Below are 25,222 nucleotides of genomic sequence, written 5' to 3'. Positions count from 1 at the left end.
CCCGTACCGCTCCTGAACACTCTGAGCGGCGCAAGCACGGGACTTCGTCCTGTTAGCAGTCCCTGGCAATTCCAATAAAAAAAGCATTCTCGGGAGAAAGACATGGCTACCACCACCACGACCAGCGGCGGCACCGTTACTTCGTTTTCCAATACGCCGCAGGCGCAGGACGACATTTTCACTACAGGTGTCATTGGCACGAGCAACGTGACCATCACTGAAGACCTGCAGGGTGTCGTGTACCTGGATGTCATGTCCAATGACCTGGGCGGTAACGCAAAGACGCTCTGGTCAGTTGATAACGCGACCAGCCTTTCTACTGCCACCAAGGTTTATGCCCCGGCCGATCTGCTGGTCCAGGACACGAGCAGAATTGAGGCGACGAGCACCGACACCAGCCTCAACGGGGCAAAAATCTGGATTACATCGGATGGTAAAGTCGGCTACGACGCCGCTACTTTATCGACTGCTTTCAAGGCGCAACTTCAGGAGCTTGCTGCCGGAGCGTCCCTGGCAGACAGCTTTACGTATGCGATTCGTCTCGGCAATGGCACCCTCAGCTGGGCCACTGCGCAAGTGCAATTCGCAGGTATGAATGACAGTGTGACGATGAACGTCGGCGTGCAGGCTGGCACGGTGACCGAAGATGCGCCCACAACGCCGAGCACTACCGATTCGCTGAGTACGACGGGCACGATTGCATTTAGCGACGTCGATCTGAGCGACACGCATACCGCTTCATTCGTGGCGGCGGGAGGCAATACCACAGCGCTGGGCAACTTCGCCCTTGCCTCTGTAATGGAAGCGGCCAATGCGGCCAACGGCACCGTTAACTGGACTTACACCGTGAACAATGCGGCAGCCCAGTACCTGGCCCAAGGTCAGACGGCTACCGAAACCTATGTGGTCACCCTCAACGATGGGCATGGTTCGTCGACAACGCAAAATGTGGTCATCACCCTCACCGGCACCAACGACCAGGTGCACATCACCAGCGGCGTGCAGACCGGCGATGCCAAGGAAGACAGTGGCGACTACGCCGCCAACGGCAGCATCACCTTCACCGACGCCGACCTGATCGACACCCATAGCGTCACCGTCACACCGGGCGCTTCCGGCTACCTGGGCAGCTTCACCACAGATCCACTGCACGACAGCACCGGCACCGGTAGCGGTTCACTGGGCTGGCACTTCGCGGTAGACAACGCCGCCGTGCAGTTCCTGGGCGAAGGCCAGACCCTCACCCAGACCTATAACGTGGCGATCGGCGACGGCACGGTACAGACCGTGACCATTACCATCACCGGCACCAATGACCGGCCGACACTGACGATTGCCGACACCACCGGCGCCATGAGCGAAGGCAACGGTACGGCCACACTGAGCGACAGCGGCGCACTGAGCTTTGCCGATGTGGACAACATCGACGTGGTGACTGTGTCGCACACCTCCAACGGCAACATCGCCTGGAGCGGCGGCACGCTCGATGCGGGTGTGGCTTCGGCGTTGGTCGCCGGGTTCTCGGTCGATCAGAACAGCTGGGACTACAGCACCAGCCAGAACCTCGATTTCCTCGGCGCGGGTGAAACCGTCACCTTCTCGTACACCGTGGTCGCCACCGACAACAGCGGCGCGGCTAACGCTGCTTCGGCGACGCAGACTGTGACCATCACCATTACTGGCAGCAATGACGCACCGGTGCTCAGCTTCGCGAGCGGCAACGATGCCGGCGCCGTGAAGGAAGACACCACCCTCAGTGTCAGTGGCCAGTTCAGCTCGACCGACATCGATCACGCGGCCACCGCCACCTGGAGCATTGCCGGGTCCAACACTGGCAGCTATGGCTCGATCGCGGTGGACGGCACCGGTCAGTGGACGTACACCCTGGCCAACGGCACCAATGGCGTCGCCAGTGCGGTGCAATCGTTGCAGGCCGGCGAGACTCATAACGAAGTATTCACCATCCAGGTCAGCGATGGCCTGGGTGGCGTCGACACCCAACAGGTGACTGTCACCGTCACCGGCAGCAACGACGCACCGGTGCTGAGCTTCGCGTCGGGCAGCGATGCCGGCAACGTGCAGGAAGACACCACGCTCAGCGTCAGTGGCCAATTCAGCTCGAGCGACATCGACCACAATGCCACCGCCACCTGGTCGATCAATGGCTCGGCAACCGGAACCTACGGCTCGATCGCCGTCGACGGCAGCGGTCAGTGGACGTACACCTTGGCCAACGGCACCAATGGCGTCGCCAGTGCGGTGCAATCACTGAAGGTTGGCGAGAGTCACAACGAAGTGTTCAGCGTGCAGGTCAGCGATGGCCTCGGTGGCGTCGCCACCCAGCAGGTGACTGTCACCGTCACCGGCAGCAACGATGCGCCGGTGCTCAGCTTCGCCAGCGGCAACGATGTCGGCGCGGTGCAGGAAGACACCACCCTCAGCGTCAGTGGCCAGTTCAACTCGAGCGACATCGATCATGCAGCCACCGCGACCTGGAGCATTGCCGGGTCAAACACCGGCAGCTACGGCTCGATCGCCGTCGACAGCAGCGGCCAATGGACTTACACCCTGGCCAACGGCACCGATGGCGTCGCCAGTGCCGTGCAATCACTGAAAGCCGGCGAGAGTCATAACGAAGTGTTCAGCGTGCAGGTCAGCGACGGCCTCGGCGGTGTCGACACCCAGCAGGTGACTGTCACCGTCACCGGCAGCAATGACGCACCCGTACTCAGTTTCGCCAGCGGCAACGATGCCGGCGCCGTGCAGGAGGACACCAGCCTCAGCGTCAGCGGCCAGTTCAGTTCAAGCGACATCGATCATGCAGCCACCGCCACCTGGTCGATCAATGGCTCGGCAACTGGAACCTACGGCTCGATCGCCGTCGACAGCAGCGGTCAATGGACTTACACCCTGGCCAACGGCACCGATGGCGTCGCCAGTGCCGTGCAATCGCTGAAGGCCGGCGAGAGTCATAACGAGGTGTTCACCATTCAGGTCAGCGATGGCCTCGGCGGTGTCGACACCCAACAGGTGACCGTCACCGTGACCGGCAGCAACGACGCACCCGTACTCAGCTTCGCCAGCGGCAACGATGTCGGCGCCGTGCAGGAGGACAGCACCCTCAGCGTCAGTGGCCAATTCAGCTCGACTGACATCGATCATGCAGCCACCGCGACCTGGAGCATTGCCGGGTCCAATACCGGCACTTATGGCTCGATCGCCGTCGACAGCAGCGGTCAATGGACCTACACCCTGGCCAACGGCACCAATGGCGTCGCCAGTGCGGTGCAATCGTTGCAGGCCGGCGAGAGCCATAACGAAGTGTTCACCATCCAGGTCAGCGATGGCCTCGGCGGCGTCGACACCCAACAAGTGACCGTGACCGTCACCGGCAGCAACGACGCGCCGGTGCTCAGCTTCGCGTCGGGCAACGATGTCGGCACCGTGCAGGAAGACACCACGCTCAGCGTCAGTGGCCAATTCAGCTCGAGCGACATCGACCATGCGGCCACTGCCACCTGGAGCATTGCCGGGTCCAATACCGGCACCTACGGCTCGATCGCCGTCGACGGCACGGGCCAATGGACGTACACCCTGGCCAACGGCACCAATGGCGTCGCCAGTGCGGTGCAATCGTTGCAGGCCGGCGAGACTCATAACGAAGTATTCACCATCCAGGTCAGCGATGGCCTGGGTGGCGTCGACACCCAACAGGTGACTGTCACCGTCACCGGCAGCAACGACGCACCGGTGCTGAGCTTCGCGTCGGGCAGCGATGCCGGCAACGTGCAGGAAGACACCACGCTCAGCGTCAGTGGCCAATTCAGCTCGAGCGACATCGACCACAATGCCACCGCCACCTGGTCGATCAATGGCTCGGCAACCGGAACCTACGGCTCGATCGCCGTCGACGGCAGCGGTCAGTGGACGTACACCTTGGCCAACGGCACCAATGGCGTCGCCAGTGCGGTGCAATCGTTGCAGGCCGGCGAGACTCATAACGAAGTATTCACCATCCAGGTCAGCGATGGCCTGGGTGGCGTCGACACCCAGCAGGTGACTGTCACCGTCACCGGCAGCAACGATGCCCCCGTGCTCAGTTTCGCCAGCGGCAACGATGCCGGCGCGGTGCAGGAAGACACCACGCTCAGCGTCAGCGGCCAGTTCAGTTCAAGCGACATCGATCATGCCGCCACCGCGACCTGGAGCATTGCCGGGTCAAACACCGGCAGCTACGGCTCGATCGCCGTCGACAGCACGGGCCAATGGACCTACACGTTGGCCAACGGCACCGATGGCGTCGCCAGTGCCGTGCAATCACTGCAGGCCGGCGAGAGTCATAACGAAGTGTTCACCATCCAGGTCAGCGATGGCCTCGGCGGTGTCGACACCCAACAGGTGACTGTCACCGTCACCGGCAGCAATGACGCACCCGTACTCAGTTTCGCCAGCGGCAACGATGCAGGCAACGTGCAGGAGGACACCACGCTCAGCGTCAGTGGCCAGTTCAGTTCGAGCGACATTGATCACAATGCCACCGCCACTTGGTCGATCAATGGCTCGGCAACCGGAACCTACGGCTCGATCGCCGTCGACGGCAGCGGTCAGTGGACTTACACCTTGGCCAACGGCACCAATGGCGTCGCCAGTGCCGTGCAGTCGTTGCAGGCCGGCGAGAGTCACAACGAAGTGTTCACCATCCAGGTCAGCGACGGCCTCGGCGGTGTCGACACCCAGCAGGTGACCGTGACTGTCACCGGCAGCAATGATGCGCCGGTGCTCAGTTTCGCGTCGGGTAATGATGCCGGCAACGTGCAGGAAGACAGCACGCTCAGCGTCAGCGGCCAATTCAGCTCGAGCGACATCGATCACAATGCCACCGCCACCTGGTCGATCAATGGCTCGGCAACCGGAACCTACGGCTCGATCGCCGTCGACAGCACCGGTCAGTGGACTTACACCTTGGCCAACGGCACCAATGGCGTTGCCAGTGCGGTGCAATCGTTGCAGGCCGGCGAGACTCATAACGAAGTATTCACCATCCAGGTCAGCGATGGCCTCGGCGGCGTCGACACCCAACAAGTGACCGTGACCGTCACCGGCAGCAATGACGCACCCGTACTCAGTTTCGCCAGCGGCAACGATGCCGGCAACGTGCAGGAGGACACCACCCTCAGCGTCAGTGGCCAGTTCAGCTCGAGCGACATCGACCACGCGGCCACCGCCACCTGGTCGATCAATGGCTCGGCAACTGGAACCTACGGCTCGATCGCCGTCGACGGCAGCGGTCAATGGACGTACACCCTGGCCAACGGCACCGATGGCGTCGCCAGTGCCGTGCAATCACTGAAAGCCGGCGAGAGTCATAACGAAGTGTTCAGCGTGCAGGTCAGCGATGGCCTCGGTGGCGTCGACACCCAGCAGGTGACCGTGACGGTCACCGGCAGCAACGATGCGCCGGTGCTCAGCTTCGCGTCGGGCAACGATGCCGGTGCGGTGCAGGAAGACAGCACCCTCAGCGTCAGTGGCCAGTTCAGTTCGACCGACATTGATCATGCGGCCACCGCCACCTGGAGCATCGCCGGGTCCAATACCGGTACTTACGGCTCGATCGCCGTCGACAGCACGGGCCAGTGGACCTACACCCTGGCCAACGGCACCGATGGTGTCGCCAGTGCGGTGCAGTCGTTGCAGGCCGGCGAGAGCCATGACGAGGTGTTCACCATCCAGGTCAGCGATGGCCTGGGCGGTGTCGACACCCAGCAGGTGACCGTCACCGTCACCGGCAGCAACGACGCACCGGTGCTCAGCTTCGCGTCGGGCAACGATGTCGGCGCCGTGCAGGAGGACAGCACCCTCAGCGTCAGCGGCCAGTTCAGCTCGAGCGACATCGACCATGCGGCCACCGCGACCTGGTCGATCAATGGCTCGGCAACTGGGACCTACGGCTCGATCGCCGTCGACGGCAGCGGTCAATGGACGTACACCCTGGCCAACGGCACCGATGGCGTCGCCAGTGCCGTGCAATCACTGAAAGCCGGCGAGAGTCATAACGAAGTGTTCAGCGTGCAGGTCAGCGATGGCCTCGGTGGCGTCGACACCCAGCAGGTGACCGTGACGGTCACCGGCAGCAACGATGCGCCGGTGCTCAGCTTCGCGTCGGGCAACGATGCCGGTGCGGTGCAGGAAGACAGCAGCCTCAGCGTCAGTGGCCAGTTCAGTTCGACCGACATTGATCATGCGGCCACCGCCACCTGGAGCATCGCCGGGTCCAATACCGGTACTTATGGCTCGATCGCCGTCGACAGCACGGGCCAATGGAGCTACACGTTGGCCAACGGCACCGATGGCGTCGCCAGTGCCGTGCAATCACTGAAGGCCGGCGAGACTCACAACGAAGTGTTCACCGTCCAGGTCAGCGATGGCCTCGGTGGCGTCGCCACCCAGCAGGTGACCGTCACCGTCACCGGCAGCAACGATGCACCCGTACTCAGCTTCGCCAGCGGCAACGATGTCGGCGCCGTGCAGGAGGACACCACCCTCAGCGTCAGTGGCCAGTTCAGCTCGACCGACATCGACCATGCGGCCACCGCCACCTGGTCCATCAATGGCTCGGCAACTGGAACCTACGGCTCGATCGCCGTCGACAGTAGCGGTCAGTGGACTTACACCTTGGCCAACAGCACCAATGGCGTCGCCAGTGCCGTGCAGTCGTTGCAGGCCGGCGAGAGTCACAACGAAGTGTTCACCATCCAGGTCAGCGACGGCCTGGGCGGTGTCGACACCCAGCAGGTGACTGTGACCGTCACCGGCAGCAATGACGCACCCGTACTCAGTTTCGCCAGCGGCAACGATGCCGGCGCGGTGCAGGAAGACACCAGCCTCAGCGTCAGCGGCCAGTTCAGCTCGACTGACATCGATCACGCGGCCACGGCGACCTGGAGCATTGCCGGGTCCAATACCGGCACTTATGGCTCGATCGCCGTCGACAGCAGCGGCCAGTGGACCTACACGTTGGCCAATGGCACCGATGGCGTCGCCAGTGCCGTGCAATCGCTGCAGGCTGGCGAGAGTCACAACGAAGTGTTCACCATCCAGGTCAGCGATGGCCTCGGTGGCGTCGACACCCAGCAGGTGACCGTGACCGTCACCGGCAGCAACGACGCACCCGTACTCAGCTTCGCCAGCGGCAACGATGTCGGCGCCGTGCAGGAGGACAGCAGCCTCAGCGTCAGTGGCCAGTTCAGCTCGAGCGACATCGACCACGCGGCCACCGCCACCTGGTCGATCAATGGCTCGGCAACCGGAACCTACGGCTCGATCGCCGTCGACGGCAGCGGTCAGTGGACTTACACCCTGGCCAACGGCACCGATGGCGTTGCCAGTGCGGTGCAGTCACTGAAGGCCGGCGAGACTCATAACGAAGTGTTCAGCGTGCAGGTCAGCGACGGCCTCGGCGGCGTCGACACCCAGCAGGTGACCGTGACTGTCACCGGCAGCAACGACGCCCCCGTACTCAGCTTCGCCAGCGGCAACGATGCCGGTGCGGTGCAGGAAGACACCACCCTCAGCGTCAGTGGCCAGTTCAGCTCGAGCGACATCGACCACGCGGCCACCGCCACCTGGAGCATTGCCGGGTCCAACACTGGCAGCTATGGCTCGATCGCGGTGGACGGCACCGGTCAATGGACTTACACCCTGGCCAACGGCACCAATGGCGTCGCCAGTGCCGTGCAATCGTTGCAGGCCGGCGAGAGCCATAACGAAGTGTTCACCATCCAGGTCAGCGATGGCCTCGGTGGCGTCGACACCCAGCAGGTGACCGTCACTGTCACCGGCAGCAACGACGCCGCCGTGCTGTCCTCGGCCAATGTCACACTGACCGAAACCAATGCTCCGCTGACTACGGGTGGTAGCCTGACCGTCAGTGATATCGACAGCCCGGAAAGCTTCCACACGCAAACCAACACCGCCGGCAGCTACGGCCAGTTCTCCATCGGCACCGACGGAGCCTGGACCTACGTCGCCAACTCCGCCCACAACGAATTCGCCGCCGGCACCACCTACACCGACACCTTCGCCGTGAGCAGTGCCGATGGCACCCTCACTTCGGTCACCGTGCACATCCTCGGCACCAACGATGCGGCCGTGCTGTCCACCGGCATCGCCAACCTCACCGAGACCAATGCCGCCGTCGACATTTCCACCGCCGGCACCCTGACCATCAGCGACGTCGACAGCGCCGCAACCTTCGTCGCACAAACCAACACCGCCGGCAGCTACGGCCAGTTCTCCATCGGCACCGACGGAGCCTGGACCTACGTCGCCAACTCCGCCCACAACGAGTTCGCCGCCGGCACCACCTACACCGACACCTTCGCCGTGAGCAGTGCCGACGGCACCCTCACTTCGGTCACCGTGCACATCCTCGGCACCAACGATGCGGCCGTGCTGTCCACCGGCATCGCCAACCTCACCGAGACCAATGCCGCCGTCGACATTTCCACCGCCGGCACCCTGACCATCAGCGACGTCGACAGCGCCGCAACCTTCGTCGCACAAACCAACACCGCCGGCAGCTACGGCCAGTTCTCCATCGGCACCGGTGGTGCCTGGACCTACGTCGCCAACTCCGCCCACAACGAATTCGCCGCCGGCACCACCTACACCGACACCTTTGCTGTGAGCAGTGCCGATGGCACCCTCACTTCGGTCACCGTGCACATCCTCGGCACCAACGATGCGGCCGTGCTGTCCACCGGCATCGCCAACCTCACCGAGACCAATGCCGCCGTCGACATTTCCACCGCCGGCACCCTGACCATCAGCGACGTCGACAGCGCCGCAACCTTCGTCGCACAAACCAACACCGCCGGCAGCTACGGCCAGTTCTCCATCGGCACCGGTGGTGCCTGGACCTACGTCGCCAACTCCGCCCACAACGAATTCGCCGCCGGCACCACCTACACCGACACCTTCGCCGTGAGCAGTGCCGACGGCACCCTCACTTCGGTCACCGTGCACATCCTCGGCACCAACGATGCGGCCGTGCTGTCCACCGGCATCGCCAACCTCACCGAGACCAATGCCGCCGTCGACATCTCCACTGCCGGCACCCTGACCATCAGCGACGTCGACAGCGCCGCAACCTTCGTCGCACAAACCAACACCGCCGGCAGCTACGGCCAGTTCTCCATCGGCACCGGTGGTGCCTGGACCTACGTCGCCAACTCCGCCCACAACGAGTTCGCCGCCGGCACCACCTACACCGACACCTTCGCCGTGAGCAGTGCCGATGGCACCCTCACTTCGGTCACCGTGCACATCCTCGGCACCAACGATGCGGCCGTGCTGTCCACCGGCATCGCCAACCTCACCGAGACCAATGCCGCCGTCGACATCTCCACCGCCGGCACCCTGACCATCAGCGACGTCGACAGCGCCGCAACCTTCGTCGCACAAACCAACACCGCCGGCAGCTACGGCCAGTTCTCCATCGGCACCGGTGGTGCCTGGACCTACGTCGCCAACTCCGCCCACAACGAGTTCGCCGCCGGCACCACCTACACCGACACCTTCGCCGTGAGCAGTGCCGATGGCACCCTCACTTCGGTCACCGTGCACATCCTCGGCACCAACGATGCGGCCGTGCTGTCCACCGGCATCGCCAACCTCACCGAGACCAATGCCGCCGTCGACATTTCCACCGCCGGCACCCTGACCATCAGCGACGTCGACAGCGCCGCAACCTTCGTCGCACAAACCAACACCGCCGGCAGCTACGGCCAGTTCTCCATCGGCACCGGTGGTGCCTGGACCTACGTCGCCAACTCCGCCCACAACGAGTTCGCCGCCGGCACCACCTACACCGACACCTTCACGGTGAGCAGTGCCGATGGCACCCTCACTTCGGTCACCGTGCATATCGCCGGCAGCAACGACTCACCGACGATCACTTCCAACGGTGCTGGTGCGACGGCTTCGATCAACGTATTGGAGAACACCACGGCGGTCACGACAGTGGTGGCGACTGACGCTGATCTACCAGCGCAGACGCTGAGCTACTCGATCCTGAGTACGGCCGGGACGGACTTCAGCAAATTCTCGATCAGTTCGAGTGGGGTGCTGACGTTCAATTCAGCGCCCGACTACGAGAATCCCCAGGATGTCGGTGGAACCGCCGGCGACAACGCCTATGTTGTGAACGTTCAGGTGGCCGACGGTAATGGTGGAATCGACACGCAGACCATTACGGTAAACGTGCAGAACGTCGTTGAGACGCCAGTTGATACCGTGCCGCCGACGGTGGCAGTGACGGGGACGGCCCTAGGGAGTTCGGTCGGTTCAACGTCGACGGTGACATTCCAATTTAGTGAGACGGTGAGCGGTTTCACCCTGTCTGATGTCGCAGTGACGACAACGAGCGGAGTGCCCCGCGGAACCTTCAGTAACTTTACCCAGGTTGATGGCGATACCTACACGGCAATACTGACCAGAACCCAGGGCGGCAGCATAAAAGTCGACGTTGCCGCGAACAGTTACACCGACCTGGCGGGTAATCCTGGTGCGGCCGGCAGCAGTGCCAACCTTCCGGCAGGCGTTGCCGGCGACCCCATCAATCTAGCCCTCAACGTTCCGTTAGCCGATATCAGCGGCCCCGTAACGGTATCCATCAGCGGGGTTCCCTCGGGGTGGGTGTTCAATGCAGGAACCGACAACGGCGACGGCACATGGACCGTGCACACCAACGATCCCGGCGCATTGACTGTGACAGCCCCAAGCGACTTCGTGGGTGCGTTGGTGCTTGACGTCAACATGAACTGGAGCAACAGCGACGGCAGCACCGCCAGCGCGTACGTGTTCAACAACGTCGAAGTCTACGCCCCGGGCGCGCCGATCTTCGCCTTGTCCGCTAACGATAACCTGACCGGCTCGTCAGGCGCCGACACCTTCGTCTTCGCCCAACCGATCGGCAACAACCAGATCTTCAATTTCGACGCCGCAGCGGACAAGATCGACTTGGTCGGCTTCACTGGCATCAACGGCTTTGCAGACTTGAGTATCACTAACGACGCCAACGGCAATGCACTGGTCAGCATAAGCACCGGCCAGACGGTCACTCTCAAAGGTATCGATGCGGCGGACTTGAGCGAAGCGAACTTCCAGTTCGATGTCGACCCGCTCACCAACAACACCGGTACCCTCACCATTGCCGACGGTGCGATCATGCCGTTCGGTGGCAGTATCCATAACAGCGGCACCATCGAGCTCGGCTCCGCCGGCAGCGCGACCAGCCTTGAGGTTCTGTTCCGTGGCGCGACCTTGACCGGTGGCGGCCAGGTGCTGCTATCCGACAACGCGCAAAACGTGATTTTCGGCGGCAGCGCCGACACCGTACTGAACAACGTCGACAACCGCATTTCCGGCGCCGGCCAGTTGGGTGCCGGGCAGATGGTGCTGATCAATTCGGGGCTGATCATGGCCAGCGGGCTGAACAGCCTGGTGCTCGACACCGGCACCCACACCATCACCAACAGCGGGGTGCTGGAGTCCACGGGCCCAGGCGGCATGACGGTGGCCAGTACGGTCGAAAACACCGGCCACCTGTGGGCCAATGGTGGTGACCTGCGCCTGCTGGCCGACGTGACCGGCGACGGCAGCGCGACCATCGACGGTAACGCAACCCTGACCTTCTCCGGTGCTGCACACGGGTCCGTCGCCTTCCACGGCGAAGGCGCGGGTACGCTGGTGATCGCACAGGCCGAAACAGCGGGCTCGCTGGCCGGCATCCTCGGCCTTGAGAGCAATGACATGCTGACGTTCGGCAATCTCACTTTCGGCGCCAACACCCAACTCAGCTACAACACCAACGCCTCTGGCGCCGGCGGCCTGCTGACAGTGGACGACGGCGTGCATCGGGCCGAGGTGAACCTGTTGGGGCATTACTCGGCGGAAGACTTCCAGGTCACCGACGGCGGCGCGGCCGGCACTCAAGTCAGTTACCACGGAGAATCCAGCGGCACTCTGGTGGGCACCATGCTCGCAGACACGATCAGTGGCGGCGACGGCAACGACATCATCGTAGGCCGTGAAGGCGCAGACACGCTCAGCGGTGGCGCGGGCGCCGACGTGTTTGCCTACTTCAACGTGAATGAAGGCGGCGATCATATCCTCGACTACAACTACGCCGAAGGGGACAAAATCGACCTCTCCGCACTGCTCAAGGCCAACTTTGTCGCCGGCACCAGCCAGGTGTCGGACTTTGTCCAAGTGGTGCAGACCGGCAACGACATCACCGTGAAGGTAGACCCTGATGGCGCAAGCAATGGCAAGAATTTCGTCGATGTGGCGGTGCTTGACCACGCTGGTACGCCTGGGCCCGATCTGGTGCGCACCTGGTTCGGGGATGCGGAGCATACGCTGACGGCGTGATATTGGGCTGGAGTTGAGCAGTTGATGATGGTGGAGACCAGGGATGGTCGCCCCTTTAGCGCGCAGGCATCCCTGCAGATTACTGGCAACAAATATGAAGTCCACGACACCAACGTGAAATCCAAGCATGACGCGCCCAGAGGGGGGTGTATGTTCCGATGGATGAGGGAACTTTGGGTGGGATCGGATCTGGTCGAGTTTGAGAGCTCGTTCGGACTGGCGGAATCTGTTGAGCGCCTGAAAGCCGCGACCCGGCACTGGGCTATGTTTACACCTTTTCGAGAAGCGGCCGTGGGAACGGTGACAGAGTCTCGCGTTTCGCTCCAACGTGTCATCCCGATGGTACTCAACTCATTCAAGCCACTTTTCGTCGGCCGATTCCAGGTGCGCCAAAACCAGGTCGTGCTAACCGGGCGTTTTGCGCTGCACTGGTCCGTTAAGCTCTTCATGGGCTTCTGGTTCGGGTTTTGTGTGCTTTTTACAGCATTGGCGTTGTTTACCGCCGTACCTGGGCCGCACGCCACATTCATGCCGCTGGAGGGGCTTGCGATGATGGCCTGTGGGATTGGCGTGATGCGGATCTGTATGTGGTTTTCCCGCAACGATCAGGCATGGCTGTCTGAGGTCATTCGCACGGTGCTGAGTAATCAGGTCGCGATTGCATCAAAAGGTTTGCCGCCCGATGAGCTTCGGAGCTCCCAAAAGCGGCCACCCACTGTCATCGTGATTGTCACAGCGATGCTCGCCCTCCAAGGGCTCATGTTCTGCGTTTCTGCCATAACGGATATCCAGCCTTCCCTGGGCGATCCAAGTGGTTCGGTCTTTACCCATTATGCAGACGTTAGACTTCGCTATCTTTCCGTAATCTATGGCGCCGTTATGCTCCCGCTGGCTTTCGACGTTTACCGACAGCGCATGTTCGCCTGGCGAATGGGGTTCCTGGCGCTTTTTGGGGGGGCTGCCCTCCAGGCGCTTGGCTTGCTTGCCCGAGAGGATCTTGGCAATGCGCGTCAGACCATAATCTTCTGCGTCGCCTCCCTGGTGATCACCATCGTCTGGGCGTGTTGGTGGTACGCGCAGCGCGTCCATTTTCACGATTGATCGGGAAAGAGTCGATAGACCGCCTCTTACGCCCTCCTGTGGAGGACTGGCAGCTAAGCTTGATATGACACGACGGTTATGAAAAAGCCCCGCCAGATAACAATCTGAGCAGGGCTTTTCTTTGCTTAAAGCATACCTGTTGCACCCACCTAGCACCCATGAGGGTTAAGCAGAGAAACAAAAAGACGCTGTAGGCCTTGGATTATATGGTGTCCCAGGGCAGGTTCGAACTGCCAACCTTCCCCTTAGGAGGGGGATGCTCTATCCAATTGAGCTACTGAGACACAAGTTGCGCGCAAGGAATGCGCGGCGATGGACGGCGTGCATGTTAACGGGCAGGCCCGCTTTTGTCATGTCGTCCGTAGGGCTTTTTAAGTGTAGGCAGACGCCCCACGGTAGCGTGGCTTTGTTTACCGTGCAAATTGCATCACCGCAAAATGCCATCATTGCAAAATGCAATGCCGGCATTTTGTTAAAATAGCTTAATTCTTTGTTTTTAAAGGATTTAATAGCCGTTAAACTTTTGGCATGCGGGCTGCTTCGACTGTTCTCAAAGAACGAAGGAGATCAGCCCCATGAACAGCGCTCTTTTAGTCGCGAATGCAGTCGCCCTGGCGGTTCTGTTGGGTTTTCAGTTCTTCCCCGCAAACGACGCTGCGATGGTTGCCCAACGCGCGCCCCATGACCTGCAGCTGCAAAAAGCGCCTCAATGGGCAGTCACGAGCGATCAACGCAGTTTTGTAAGCCAAGAGGTGAGCCAGGAGAGTCTTCAACCGCGCACGCAGTCTTTTGAACGCTTGGTATTTTGAACCACCTCATCAGGAGCACAGCATGTCCAAATCAGCCGCAGGGTTTCTCATCCTCGCTCTACTGAGTGGCATCCTTCATCTGTCATTAGTCCAGGACACGATCGTCACCCTGCCCCTGATTGCCTGCGGCGTGTTCAGTGCGCTGTTCGTGCTGGCGCTGATCGCCGGGCGCAAGATCAAGTTCGATCCGGTTCTGCGCTGACGCTCAGCAACTCTAGAAGACTGGCAACGGTGCCCGCAAGGTCGCCGGAGTTATCGAGTCGACGGATCTGCGTATCACCGATTGTATCGTCAGCCGTGAACAGCGCATTGCGGCGCAGTCTCGCTTCAATTTCTGCCGGGCTTTCACGCCCCCGCCGTAGCAGGCGCTCTCGCAGAACGTCATCCTTGACCGTCAACAGCACCGGCAACAGCGTGGGATAGCGCTGTTGCGCTTCTGTCAGGTGGCCGCGCGAAGCATTGATCAGCACATCGCGTCCTTCCTTGAGCCACTGGTCTATACGCACAGGAATACCGTAATCCAGCCCATTGGCCTGCCACGAAAGCGCGAAATCCCCATTGTTTCTGCGTCGCTCGAACTCTTCGCGGGACACCTCAATGGCGTCTTCGCCGACGGACTCAGCCGAGCGCGTAATAACCCGCCGCACGACTTCACAATTGCGCACCCGCAACGGCCCGCGAGCGGCTTCGATGAGGCTGTCCTTGCCGGATCCCGAAGGCCCCATTAAATAAATCAGCCTGCCATCCATCCTGAAATCATCCCATACCGTCCGTCTGCCCTAGTAAATCGGCCATTTGCCACTATCCTGTTAAGGTAAGGAACAAGGATCGAATCCGCATAGCATGCACCTTCAGGCGTCTTCGGGCATCACCTGTCGGGCAAGAGGACGCGGTCAGCGATACGGACTCATGGAATGTTTTCAAACCAGTCCGCATTTCTGATAATAGGTGCTGGCATTAAGCCTTTACCCAGATCAATATTTGTCACAGAATTGACGCCAATGATCTGGCTAATTTGAGGCATGATGCGCGCCTCTATCAATTCAGGTTGAACATTTGGTCGGAGTGCTTGTCCTATCTGACATCCTGCGGCCTATCCCGAGAACCGCTCCCCTGAACTAACCGGTTAAATATATGCGCCCATTGAAACAGGCAATTTATTCCAGCCGTACGGCTGACAAGTTCGTCGTACGTCTGCCAGACGGAATGCGTGAACGCATTGCCGAGGTGGCTCGCAATCATCATCGCAGCATGAATTCCGAAATCATCGCGCGTCTTGAGCAGAGTCTTATTCAGGAAGGCGCGTTGGGCGAAGAATTGAGCATGCGCCTGGACAGCCCCGAGCTGTCATTACACGAACGCGAACTGCTGCAACGCTTCCGCCAACTCTCCCACCGCCAGCAAAACGCTCTGGTTTCGCTGATCGCCCATGATGCCGAAATGGCTGCAGACGCTTCCTGATTCATCCTGAAAGCTCAAGCCAGCGTAATTGCTGGCTTTTTTTTGCCTGAAATTCAGCCCCTCAAAAAAAAACCCGCCGATTGGGCGGGTTCTTTTGAGGTAGAACGTCAGAGCAGAAAAATCGTCGCCAGCCCGAGAAAGATGAAAAAGCCACCACTGTCGGTCATGGCAGTGATCATCACACTCGCGCCCATTGCCGGGTCGCGCCCAAGCCGCGCCAGGGTCATCGGAATCAACACGCCCATCAATGCTGCAAGCAACAGGTTAAGCGTCATGGCGGCGGTCATCACCACGCCCAGGGACCAACTGCCATAAAGCAGGTAGGACACCACACCAATCACCCCACCCCAGACCACGCCATTGATCAAGGCGACCGCCAACTCCTTGCGCATCAACCTCGACGTATTGCCGGTGCTGACCTGGTCCAGCGCCATGGCCCGAACGATCATGGTGATCGTCTGGTTACCCGAGTTGCCGCCGATACCCGCCACGATCGGCATCAATGCCGCGAGCGCTACCAGCTTCTCGATAGAGCCCTCGAACAGGCCGATCACCCGTGATGCAACGAACGCGGTGATCAGGTTTATCGCCAGCCAGGCCCAACGGTTGCGCAGGGACTTCCAGACTGACGCAAAAATATCTTCTTCTTCGCGCAGACCCGCCATGTTGAGAACTTCGTTTTCGCTCTCTTCACGAATCAGGTCGACCATTTCATCGATGGTCAGACGACCGATCAGCTTGCCGTTCTTGTCGACCACCGGGGCCGAGATCAAGTCGTAACGCTCGAACGCCTGAGCGGCCTCGTAGGCGTCTTCGTCCGGATGAAAACTCACCGGATCGCTGGCCATCACTTCCGAGACCTGTTTATCCGGGTCGTTGACCAAAAGGCGCTTGATCGGCAACACGCCCTTGAGCACGCCGTCGTAATCGACCACGAACAGTTTATCGGTATGGCTTGGCAACTCTTTGAGACGACGCAGGTAACGCAACACCACTTCAAGACTGACATCCTCACGGATCGTCACCATCTCGAAGTCCATCAGCGCACCGACCTGCTCCTCGTCATAGGACAACGCGGAGCGGACGCGCTCACGCTGTTGAGCATCGAGGGTTTCCATCAGCTCGTGGACGACGTCTCGCGGCAGCTCGGAGGCCAGGTCAGCAAGTTCGTCGGCATCCATGTCCTTGGCCGCCGCCAGGAGCTCGTGATCGTCCATGTCGGCGATCAGGGTTTCACGAACCGAATCGGATACTTCGAGCAGAATGTCGCCGTCGCGGTCGGCCTTGACCAACTGCCAGACGGTCAGACGATCGTCCAGTGGCAAGGCTTCAAGGATGTAGGCAACGTCAGCGGAGTGCAGATCATCGAGCTTGCGTTGCAACTCGACGAGGTTTTGCCGGTGAACCAGGTTCTCGACCCGGTCGTGATGCGGACCTTCCTGGCGATGAGTCAGGTCTTCGACCACCCGCTGGCGCTGCAGCAGCTCAACGACTTGAGCAAGGCGGTCCTGCAAGCTTTCCTGCGTTTTCTTTACTTCAACTTCAGACATAGGCGAACTCCACTCCCAGCAGCGGGGCACGCCGGAAGGATCAATCAGTCAATTCATGATTGTAAAAACGGGGTACTGAGTAACTACTGGGTAAGTCCATGGAGGTATTCCACAAGCCCCGGCGGGGCTGACAGGCGCAATGATAACACCGCCTGACGGTTTTAAACGTGAAAAAATCGCGGCTGAAACAAGCGCTTGCGAGACAAACCTGAGCGCTGTCCTGATCCATGGAACTGCGACGACTCATCCTGAAAAGAAAACACACCGCAGTCGAAAAATGTAACGGCTACCCTTGATAAGGACTGTCAAGGAGGACGTCGAATGCCATGGAATGCTGATTATTTTTTGCTTGCCGCCCTGCTCTGCCTGCCGCCCTGGGCGTTTGCTACGACCATCCACCGGTGTGAAGCCCCTGACGGACGCATCACCTTCACGACCTTGAGCTGTACGACCGGAGAAAGCCTTTCGCTTCAGGAAGTACGCACGTTTTTGCCTGGCAGCACGACAGCCCTGATACCAGAAGCCGAGGTTCGCGAAACATCAAGTATGAAAAAACCAAGGAGAGAGCCGACGGTCGTTGGTCAGTCCGAGGACAAATGTGGAAATCAGCTCAGCGCAAAGGAACGCCGCATCGCGATCATCAGTCAGAGAGTGGTTGCCGGCATGAGTCAGCAGGACGTCGAAAGCGCTCTCGGCAAGCCAGACAAAATCAGCACTCGCAATTCAGCCATGAGCTACCGCTACGACAACAAGCGAGGGCGCAGTGCTCACATCGAGTTCGATGAGAAAGGTTGTACCAAAGGAAAAGCCAAATCGCAGACGGCAAAAAGCCCGCGTTAAACGCGGGCTTTTTGGTGTTTGGTGCACTCGACAGGATTCGAACCTGTGACCGCTCGGTTCGTAGCCGAGTACTCTATCCAGCTGAGCTACGAGTGCATTTGTGTTTTTATACCAGATCACAACTGGTTGAAGCCAAGTTACTCACATTACTGCAAACAACTCTTAAATGGTGCACTCGACAGGATTCGAACCTGTGACCGCTCGGTTCGTAGCCGAGTACTCTATCCAGCTGAGCTACGAGTGCATTTGTTGCCGCGCATTATAGGCCGTTAAATCTTTTTGTAAAGCACTTTTTCTAGTAATTTCAACAACTTACCGAAGAAGCCAGATTACAACGTACTAAACAAATAATGGCGGAGAACGGGGGATTCGAACCCCCGACACCCTTTTGAGGTGTACTCCCTTAGCAGGGGAGCGCCTTCGGCCACTCGGCCAGCTCTCCGCAACACGGGGCGTATATTAACCAGCTTTATCCCCGTTTGCAAACATAAAAAACGATAAAAATTAATGGCTTGGTTCTTCGTCCTTCTCTTTCTTGATACGCAGGTAAATTTCCTCACGGTGCACAGCCACCTCTTTCGGGGCGTTGACACCAATACGCACTTGATTTCCTTTAACGCCGAGCACGGTCACGGTGATTTCGCCATCACCAATAATCAGGCTTTCTGCGCACCGACGAGTCAGAATCAGCATACCTTTCTCCTCACGCATTTCATTTCAGGGACAACAGTCTGCAAAAAAAAGGCATTCGACCTACAACCGAAAAGGTCGTAGCCCTACATGCCTGAGTATTGACTAGCGCGAGCAAAAGAACAGTTTTGGTACGCACCATTCAAAAAAACGAAGGGCGCGGTCAGACCGCGCCCTTCGGGGGGAACGCATTACTCGCCCTGTCGGGCCGGCGCGTCCAGTTCGAAAGCTGTGTGCAGGGCGCGCACAGCCAGTTCCAGGTACTTCTCTTCGATCACCACGGACACCTTGATTTCCGAAGTCGAGATCATCTGGATGTTGATGCTTTCTTTCGCCAGGGATTCGAACATGCGGCTGGCCACGCCTGCGTGGGAGCGCATGCCGACGCCAACGATCGAGACCTTGGCAATCTTGGTGTCGCCAACGACTTCACGGGCACCGATCTCGCGAGCGGTGTTTTCCAGCACGGATTGCGCCGCCTGGTAGTCGTTGCGGTGCACGGTGAAGGTGAAGTCGGTGGTGTTATCGTGCGCAACGTTCTGCACGATCATGTCGACTTCGATGTTCGCGGCGCTGATCGGGCCGAGAATCTTGAACGCCACGCCCGGGGTGTCTGGCACGCCACGGATGGTCAGCTTGGCTTCATCGCGGTTGAAAGCGATGCCGGAAATGATCGGCTGTTCCATGGTTTCCTCTTCATCAATAGTAATGAGGGTGCCCGGACCCTCCTTGAAGCTGTGCAGTACGCGCAGCGGAACGTTGTACTTGCCGGCGAACTCGACCGCACGGATCTGCAACACCTTGGAACCGAGGCTGGCCATTTCCAGCATCTCTTCGAAGGTGATCTTGTCCAGACGCTGAGCCACGGACACCACACGCGGGTCGGTGGTGTAGACGCCGTCGACGTCGGTGTAGATCTGGCATTCGTCAGCCTTCAGGGCTGCCGCCAGTGCCACGCCAGTGGTGTCGGAACCGCCACGACCGAGCGTGGTGATATTGCCGTGCTCGTCGACGCCCTGGAAACCGGCGACAACCACCACACGACCGGCCTTCAGGTCACCGCGAATCTTCTGGTCATCAATCTGCAAGATACGCGCTTTATTGTGCGCGCTATCCGTCAGAATCCGTACCTGGTTGCCGGTGTACGACACCGCTGGCACGCCACGCTTGATCAGCGCCATGGCCAACAGTGCAATCGTCACCTGCTCACCGGTGGAAACGATCACATCCAGTTCGCGTGGAACCGGTTGGCCGTCGCCACTGATTTGCTTGGCCAGATCGATCAGACGGTTGGTTTCGCCGCTCATTGCAGACAGCACAACCACCAGGTCATCGCCCGCATCGCGGAATTTCTTAACCTTGTCGGCGACCTGCTCGATTCTCTCGACAGTGCCGACTGAGGTGCCTCCAAATTTCTGTACGATCAAAGCCATTTCAAAGCCGCCTCTGCCCATGAAGGGCGCCCAATAAATCACTCAAACAGCGTTCTGGCCCGCTACTAGACCGCGGGCCAGGCACACTGCCTTATAAACCCTGCTCTACAAATGGAACAGTCAGGGCCAATGCGGCATCCAGTGCGCCAGCGTCAGTACCACCGCCCTGCGCCATGTCTGGACGACCACCGCCCTTCCCGCCCACTGCCGCAGCAGCCTGCTTCATCAAATCACCGGCTTTGAGTTGGCCAGTCAGGTCTTTGGTCACGCCTGCAACCAGAACGACCTTTTCCTCATGGACACTGCCGAGCAGGATCACTGCGCGGCCGAGTTTGTTTTTCAGTTGATCGACCAGCGCCAGCAGCGCCTTGCCATCCTGACCGTCCAGACGCACGGCCAGCACTTTCACGCCTTTGACGTCCAGGGCAGAAGCCGACAGATCGTCGCCCGCCGCGCTGGCCGCCTTGGCCTGCAACTGCTCGAGTTGCTTCTCCAGCAGACGGTTGCGCTCCAGCACAGCCGACAGCTTGTCGATCAGGTTATCGCGGCTGCCCTTGACCAGGTTGGCCGCTTCCTTGAGTTGTTCTTCTGCAGCATTCAAGTAGGCCAGTGCCGCGGCACCGGTGACTGCCTCGATACGACGCACACCCGAAGCCACACCGCCTTCGCTGATGATTTTCAGCAGACCGATGTCGCCGGTACGGGTGGCGTGAATACCGCCGCACAGCTCGACGGAGAAATCGCCCATGCTCAGCACACGAACGCTGTCGCCGTACTTCTCGCCGAACAGCGCCATGGCGCCTTTCTGCTTGGCGGTTTCGATGTCGGTTTCTTCGGTTTCAACTTCGGAGTTCTTGCGAATCTCGGCGTTGACGATGTCTTCCAGCGCCTTCAACTGCTCAGGCTTGATCGCTTCGAAGTGGCTGAAGTCAAAGCGTAGACGCTGACTGTCGACCAACGAGCCTTTCTGCTGAACGTGCTCGCCCAGCACCTGACGCAATGCAGCGTGCAACAAGTGAGTCGCCGAGTGGTTCAGCGACGTCGCATGGCGCACTTCGGCATCGACATGAGTCTCCACCGGAGCACCTACGATCAGGCTGCCCGAATCCAGCACACCGTGGTGCAGGAACGCACCGCCGGTCTTGGTGGTGTCGCGCACGTCGAAACGCGCAGCGCCAGCCTGGAGGAAGCCGCAATCACCAATCTGACCACCGGATTCGGCATAGAACGGCGTCTGATCGAGAACGACCACGCCCTCTTCGCCTTCGCTCAGTACGTCAACCGATTGCCCTTCTTTATAGAGAGCAACGATTTTGGCGGAACCACTGTGAGCGGTGTAACCGGTGAACTCGGTGGCCACATCAACCTTGACCAGGCTGTTGTAGTCCATGCCGAAGGAGCTGGCGGAGCGGGCACGCACGCGCTGGGCTTCCATCTCGCGCTCGAAGCCTGCTTCGTCGATGGTCAGGCTGCGCTCACGGGCGATGTCGCCGGTCAGGTCCATCGGGAAACCGTAGGTGTCGTAAAGCTTGAACACCACGTCGCCCGGCACCACGTCGCCTTTGAGTTCGGCCAGATCCTGCTCGAGGATTTTCAGGCCCTGCTCCAGGGTCTTGGCGAATTGCTCTTCTTCGGCCTTCAGCACGCGCTCGATGTGCGCCTGCTGGGATTTCAGCTCAGGGAACGCTTCGCCCATCTCGGCGACCAGGGCTGCAACGATCTGGTAGAAGAAGCTGCCCTTGGCGCCCAGTTTGTTGCCGTGACGGCAAGCGCGACGAATGATCCGGCGCAGTACATAACCGCGACCTTCGTTGGACGGCAGCACGCCGTCGGCAATCAGGAAGCCGCAGGAGCGGATGTGGTCAGCCACGACTTTCAGGGAAGCCTGATTGTCGTTGGTGCAACCGATGGCCTTGGCCGATGCGCTCAGCAGGCTCTGGAACAGGTCGATTTCATAGTTCGAGTGAACGTGCTGCAGCACGGCACTGATCCGCTCAAGACCCATGCCGGTGTCCACCGACGGGGCTGGCAACGGGTGCAACACGCCATCGGCGGTGCGGTTGAACTGCATGAACACGTTGTTCCAGATTTCGATGTAACGGTCGCCGTCTTCTTCCGGCGAGCCCGGTGGGCCACCCCAGATGTCGGCGCCGTGATCGTAGAAGATCTCGGTGCAAGGACCGCACGGGCCGGTATCGCCCATGGTCCAGAAGTTGTCGGACGCGTACGGCGCGCCCTTGTTGTCGCCGATGCGAACCATGCGCTCGGCCGGTACACCGACTTCTTTGGTCCAGATGTCGTAGGCCTCGTCATCGCTGGCGTAGACGGTCACCCAGAGTTTTTCTTTCGGCAGGTTCAGCCATTTGTCGGAGGTCAGGAACGTCCAGGCAAAGGTAATGGCGTCACGCTTGAAATAATCACCGAAGCTGAAGTTACCCAGCATTTCGAAGAAGGTGTGGTGACGGGCGGTATAACCGACGTTTTCCAGGTCGTTGTGCTTGCCGCCGGCACGCACGCATTTCTGGCTGCTGACGGCGCGGGTGTACGCGCGCTTTTCCTGGCCCAGGAAGCAGTCCTTGAACTGGTTCATCCCCGCGTTAGTGAACAGCAGGGTTGGGTCGTTGCCCGGAATCAAAGAGCTGGAGGCTACACGGGTGTGGCCTTGCTCTTCGAAGAAGCGAAGGAAGGCTTCACGGATTTCTGCGCTTTTCATTAGGTTCTTCCACGGAGGCTGCGGCCAAAGGCCTGTGCGAAACGTCAACAGACGAAGCGACGGCAAAGGGCCGCATTATATCGGCCCTGCGCGCGGGGTACAGCGTGTTTATACGATAGAAACGGTCAATTGGACCGCTAACGCGATCAGATGCGGGAAAACTCGACGAATGTAGCGACGACCTGCTCGATTTGCGCACGGTTGACGTCCATGTGCGTGACCATTCGCAGACGAGCGGCAGCGCTGAGCTTGACCCCGCGTGTCGCGGCGAAGGCCTTGATCGCTTCGGCCTTGTCGCCCATTTTCACGTAAACCATGTTGGTCTGCACTGGCTCGACCTCATACCCCGCCGCTCGCAGGCCTTCGGCCAGCCATTGTGCGTTGGCATGGTCGTCGGCCAGGCGCTGAACATTATTATCCAGCGCATACAGCCCCGCCGCCGCGAGAATCCCGGCCTGGCGCATGCCGCCACCGACCATCTTGCGCAAACGCCGAGCCTTGGCGATCAACTCGACCGAGCCGCACAGCACCGAACCGACCGGCGCCCCCAGGCCTTTGGAGAGACAGACCGACACCGAATCGAAATGCTGAGTGATCTCCCGGGCATCGACACCCAGCTTGACCGCCGCGTTGTAGAGCCGCGCACCATCCAGATGCAGCGCCAGGCCATGCTCACGAGTGAAGCGGCGAGCCTGGGCCAGGTACTCCAGCGGCAGCACCTTGCCCTGCATGGTGTTTTCCAGTGCCAGCAAACGGGTGCGCGCGAAGTGGAAGTCGTCCGGTTTGATCGCGGCGGCGACTTGCGCCAGGTCCAGCGAACCATCGGCTTGCACTTCCAGCGGCTGCGGCTGGATCGAACCAAGCACCGCCGCGCCACCACCTTCGTACTTATAGGTGTGGGCCTGCTGACCGACAATGTATTCGTCACCGCGCTCGCAGTGGGCCATCAAGCCCAGCAGGTTGCTCATGGTGCCCGTTGGAACAAACAGCGCCGCGGCAAAACCCAGTCGTGTTGCCAGCTCGGCTTCCAGACGATTGACCGTCGGATCTTCGCCATAAACGTCGTCACCGGTGGCGGCATTGGCCATCGCGTCGAGCATCCCTGCGGTCGGTTGGGTGACGGTGTCGCTGCGAAGATCGATAACGCTCATGAATCTGGCCTCGGTAAACAGGGGAAAAATCCGTTTCGGAAAGGAATTACTGCGGTCATGCCGACAATTAATCAAGCCTTGAACGAGGAAAAGAGGCTGTATGCCTTCGGAAAAGCCGATAGCAATCATCAGAAAGCAGCCATGCACGCCCCATAAATATGTGTTAAAAACGCTTCGCCGCCAAACAATCTGGCGGCAAAACGTTCTCAGGGCGGGGTGTAATTCCCCACCGGCGGTAATTGCGCGCAATGCGCATAGCCCGCGAGCGCTTGGCGACAGGCACGGCAATGGCTGTGATGGCGGCAAGGTCAGCAGACCCGGTGTGATCCCGGGGCCGACGGTCATAGTCCGGATGAAGAGAGAACGGGATTGACGCCGCCCAGGTTCCGTACCAAAGCGCCGTCCGCAGACACGTGTGCCTGCGTACCCTTAAATCCCATTCGATTCATAACGCCCTGTTTTTCACACAAACAGGAGTCAGAACATGCAACCCACCGCAATCGATAGCAAAAGCAAAAACCATCAGGGCGAGCGCGTCGCGTTCATCCAGGCCTGCTGGCACAAGGAAATCGTCGATCAGAGCCGTAAAGGCTTCGTCGCTGAAATGATTGCCCAGGGTTATCAGGAGTCGGACATCGATTTCTTCGAAGTCGGTGGCGCCTTTGAAATTCCGCTGCACGCCAAGTTGCTGGCCAAGTCCGGTCGTTATGCCGGCATCGTCGCCGCGGGCCTGGTGGTCGATGGCGGCATCTATCGCCACGAATTCGTCGCCCAGTCGGTGATCAGCGGCCTGATGCAGGTTCAGCTGGAAACCGAAGTGCCAGTGTTCTCGGTGGTTTTGACCCCGCACCACTTCCATGCCGGTGAAGAACACCAGAAGTTCTTCTTCGAGCATTTCGTGCATAAAGGTCAGGAAGCGGCGAAGACGTGTGCAGATACGCTGCACAAGACTCGCGCATTGCGCCGCAGCGAGCCTCGCGCGGTAGCCGTCTAGTTAGACGATCGTTCCCGCGCTCTGCGTGGGAACGATCACTCCACGACA

Annotated in this window: 13 protein-coding genes, 4 tRNA genes and 1 riboswitch; of the genes, 7 read left to right on the top strand and 10 right to left on the bottom strand. The window is 60.0% G+C overall.

Annotation, left to right across the window (positions count from 1 at the left end):
• Nucleotides 1–102 precede the first annotated feature (102 nt).
• Together LOY28_RS06780 and LOY28_RS06775 are read left to right on the top strand one after the other, a co-directional pair.
• Nucleotides 103–12,432, top strand: coding sequence for a VCBS domain-containing protein (locus LOY28_RS06780; RefSeq protein WP_258613257.1), 12,330 nt, complete (start codon nt 103–105; stop codon nt 12,430–12,432).
• A gap of 24 nt (nt 12,433–12,456) precedes the next feature.
• Nucleotides 12,457–13,533, top strand: coding sequence for a hypothetical protein (locus LOY28_RS06775; protein WP_258613256.1), 1,077 nt, complete (start codon nt 12,457–12,459; stop codon nt 13,531–13,533).
• A 207-nt stretch (nt 13,534–13,740) separates the two neighbouring features.
• Here LOY28_RS06775 and LOY28_RS06770 read toward each other — a convergent pair.
• A tRNA-Arg gene (locus tag LOY28_RS06770) sits at nt 13,741–13,817 on the bottom strand.
• Between the two features lie 291 nt (nt 13,818–14,108).
• On the opposite strand from LOY28_RS06770, the gene LOY28_RS06765 reads away from it, so the two are divergent.
• Together LOY28_RS06765 and LOY28_RS06760 are read left to right on the top strand one after the other, a co-directional pair.
• Nucleotides 14,109–14,342: a hypothetical protein gene (locus LOY28_RS06765; protein ID WP_258613255.1), complete on the top strand. Its 234-nt coding sequence runs from the start codon at nt 14,109–14,111 to the stop codon at nt 14,340–14,342.
• A 22-nt stretch (nt 14,343–14,364) separates the two neighbouring features.
• Nucleotides 14,365–14,544 carry a PA3371 family protein gene (locus LOY28_RS06760; RefSeq protein WP_018926378.1) on the top strand — a complete coding sequence of 60 codons (180 nt, stop codon included), beginning with the start codon at nt 14,365–14,367 and terminating at the stop codon, nt 14,542–14,544.
• Here LOY28_RS06760 and phnN read toward each other — a convergent pair.
• The gene (gene phnN / locus LOY28_RS06755) at nt 14,519–15,091 is read right to left on the bottom strand and encodes a phosphonate metabolism protein/1,5-bisphosphokinase (PRPP-forming) PhnN (protein ID WP_258613254.1); all 573 of its coding nucleotides are present in this window, start codon (nt 15,089–15,091) and stop codon (nt 14,519–14,521) included. The two genes, LOY28_RS06760 and phnN, sit on opposite strands and share 26 nt — an antisense overlap.
• A 385-nt stretch (nt 15,092–15,476) precedes the next feature.
• On the opposite strand from phnN, the gene LOY28_RS06750 reads away from it, so the two are divergent.
• Nucleotides 15,477–15,803 (top strand): Arc family DNA-binding protein, encoded by a 327-nt coding sequence (locus LOY28_RS06750; protein ID WP_003178899.1) that lies wholly within the window; start codon nt 15,477–15,479, stop codon nt 15,801–15,803.
• Between the two features lie 107 nt (nt 15,804–15,910).
• Here LOY28_RS06750 and mgtE read toward each other — a convergent pair whose 3' ends face one another.
• Nucleotides 15,911–17,353, bottom strand: a complete 1,443-nt coding sequence (gene mgtE, locus LOY28_RS06745) for a magnesium transporter (protein WP_018926381.1) — start codon at nt 17,351–17,353, stop codon at nt 15,911–15,913.
• Between the two features lie 321 nt (nt 17,354–17,674).
• On the opposite strand from mgtE, the gene LOY28_RS06740 reads away from it, so the two are divergent.
• Complete coding sequence (locus LOY28_RS06740; protein WP_258613253.1) at nt 17,675–18,193, top strand: cell envelope protein SmpA; 519 nt, start codon at nt 17,675–17,677, stop codon at nt 18,191–18,193.
• Between the two features lie 19 nt (nt 18,194–18,212).
• Here the strand turns inward: LOY28_RS06740 and LOY28_RS06735 are convergent.
• From LOY28_RS06735 to ltaE, 7 genes are all read right to left on the bottom strand, one after another.
• Nucleotides 18,213–18,289: transfer RNA gene (locus LOY28_RS06735), tRNA-Arg, on the bottom strand.
• 71 nt (nt 18,290–18,360) lie between these two features.
• A tRNA-Arg gene (locus LOY28_RS06730) sits at nt 18,361–18,437 on the bottom strand.
• A 107-nt stretch (nt 18,438–18,544) separates the two neighbouring features.
• Nucleotides 18,545–18,635, bottom strand: a tRNA-Ser gene (locus LOY28_RS06725).
• 62 nt (nt 18,636–18,697) lie between these two features.
• Nucleotides 18,698–18,886 (bottom strand): carbon storage regulator CsrA, encoded by a 189-nt coding sequence (gene csrA / locus LOY28_RS06720; RefSeq protein WP_002554426.1) that lies wholly within the window; start codon nt 18,884–18,886, stop codon nt 18,698–18,700.
• Nucleotides 18,887–19,074: 188 nt separating this feature from the next.
• Nucleotides 19,075–20,316 (bottom strand): aspartate kinase, encoded by a 1,242-nt coding sequence (locus LOY28_RS06715; RefSeq protein WP_007934911.1) that lies wholly within the window; start codon nt 20,314–20,316, stop codon nt 19,075–19,077.
• 91 nt (nt 20,317–20,407) lie between these two features.
• Nucleotides 20,408–23,029, bottom strand: coding sequence for an alanine--tRNA ligase (gene alaS, locus LOY28_RS06710; RefSeq protein WP_018926383.1), 2,622 nt, complete (start codon nt 23,027–23,029; stop codon nt 20,408–20,410).
• A 146-nt stretch (nt 23,030–23,175) separates the two neighbouring features.
• The gene (gene ltaE / locus LOY28_RS06705) at nt 23,176–24,180 is read right to left on the bottom strand and encodes a low-specificity L-threonine aldolase (protein WP_064616462.1); all 1,005 of its coding nucleotides are present in this window, start codon (nt 24,178–24,180) and stop codon (nt 23,176–23,178) included.
• A 198-nt stretch (nt 24,181–24,378) separates the two neighbouring features.
• A riboswitch (FMN riboswitch) is annotated at nt 24,379–24,549 on the top strand.
• A 115-nt stretch (nt 24,550–24,664) separates the two neighbouring features.
• On the opposite strand from ltaE, the gene LOY28_RS06700 reads away from it, so the two are divergent.
• Entirely contained in the window at nt 24,665–25,174 is a 510-nt protein-coding gene (locus LOY28_RS06700) for a 6,7-dimethyl-8-ribityllumazine synthase (RefSeq protein ID WP_019582888.1), read from the top strand.
• The last annotated feature ends 48 nt before the right edge of the window (nt 25,175–25,222 follow it).

This window comes from Pseudomonas sp. B21-017, from assembly GCF_024749245.1.
In the GTDB taxonomy this organism is placed as follows: Bacteria; Pseudomonadota; Gammaproteobacteria; order Pseudomonadales; family Pseudomonadaceae; genus Aquipseudomonas.
The sequence above is the reverse complement of the archived record's forward strand: the minus strand, read 5'-3'. Positions and strand labels throughout refer to the sequence as shown.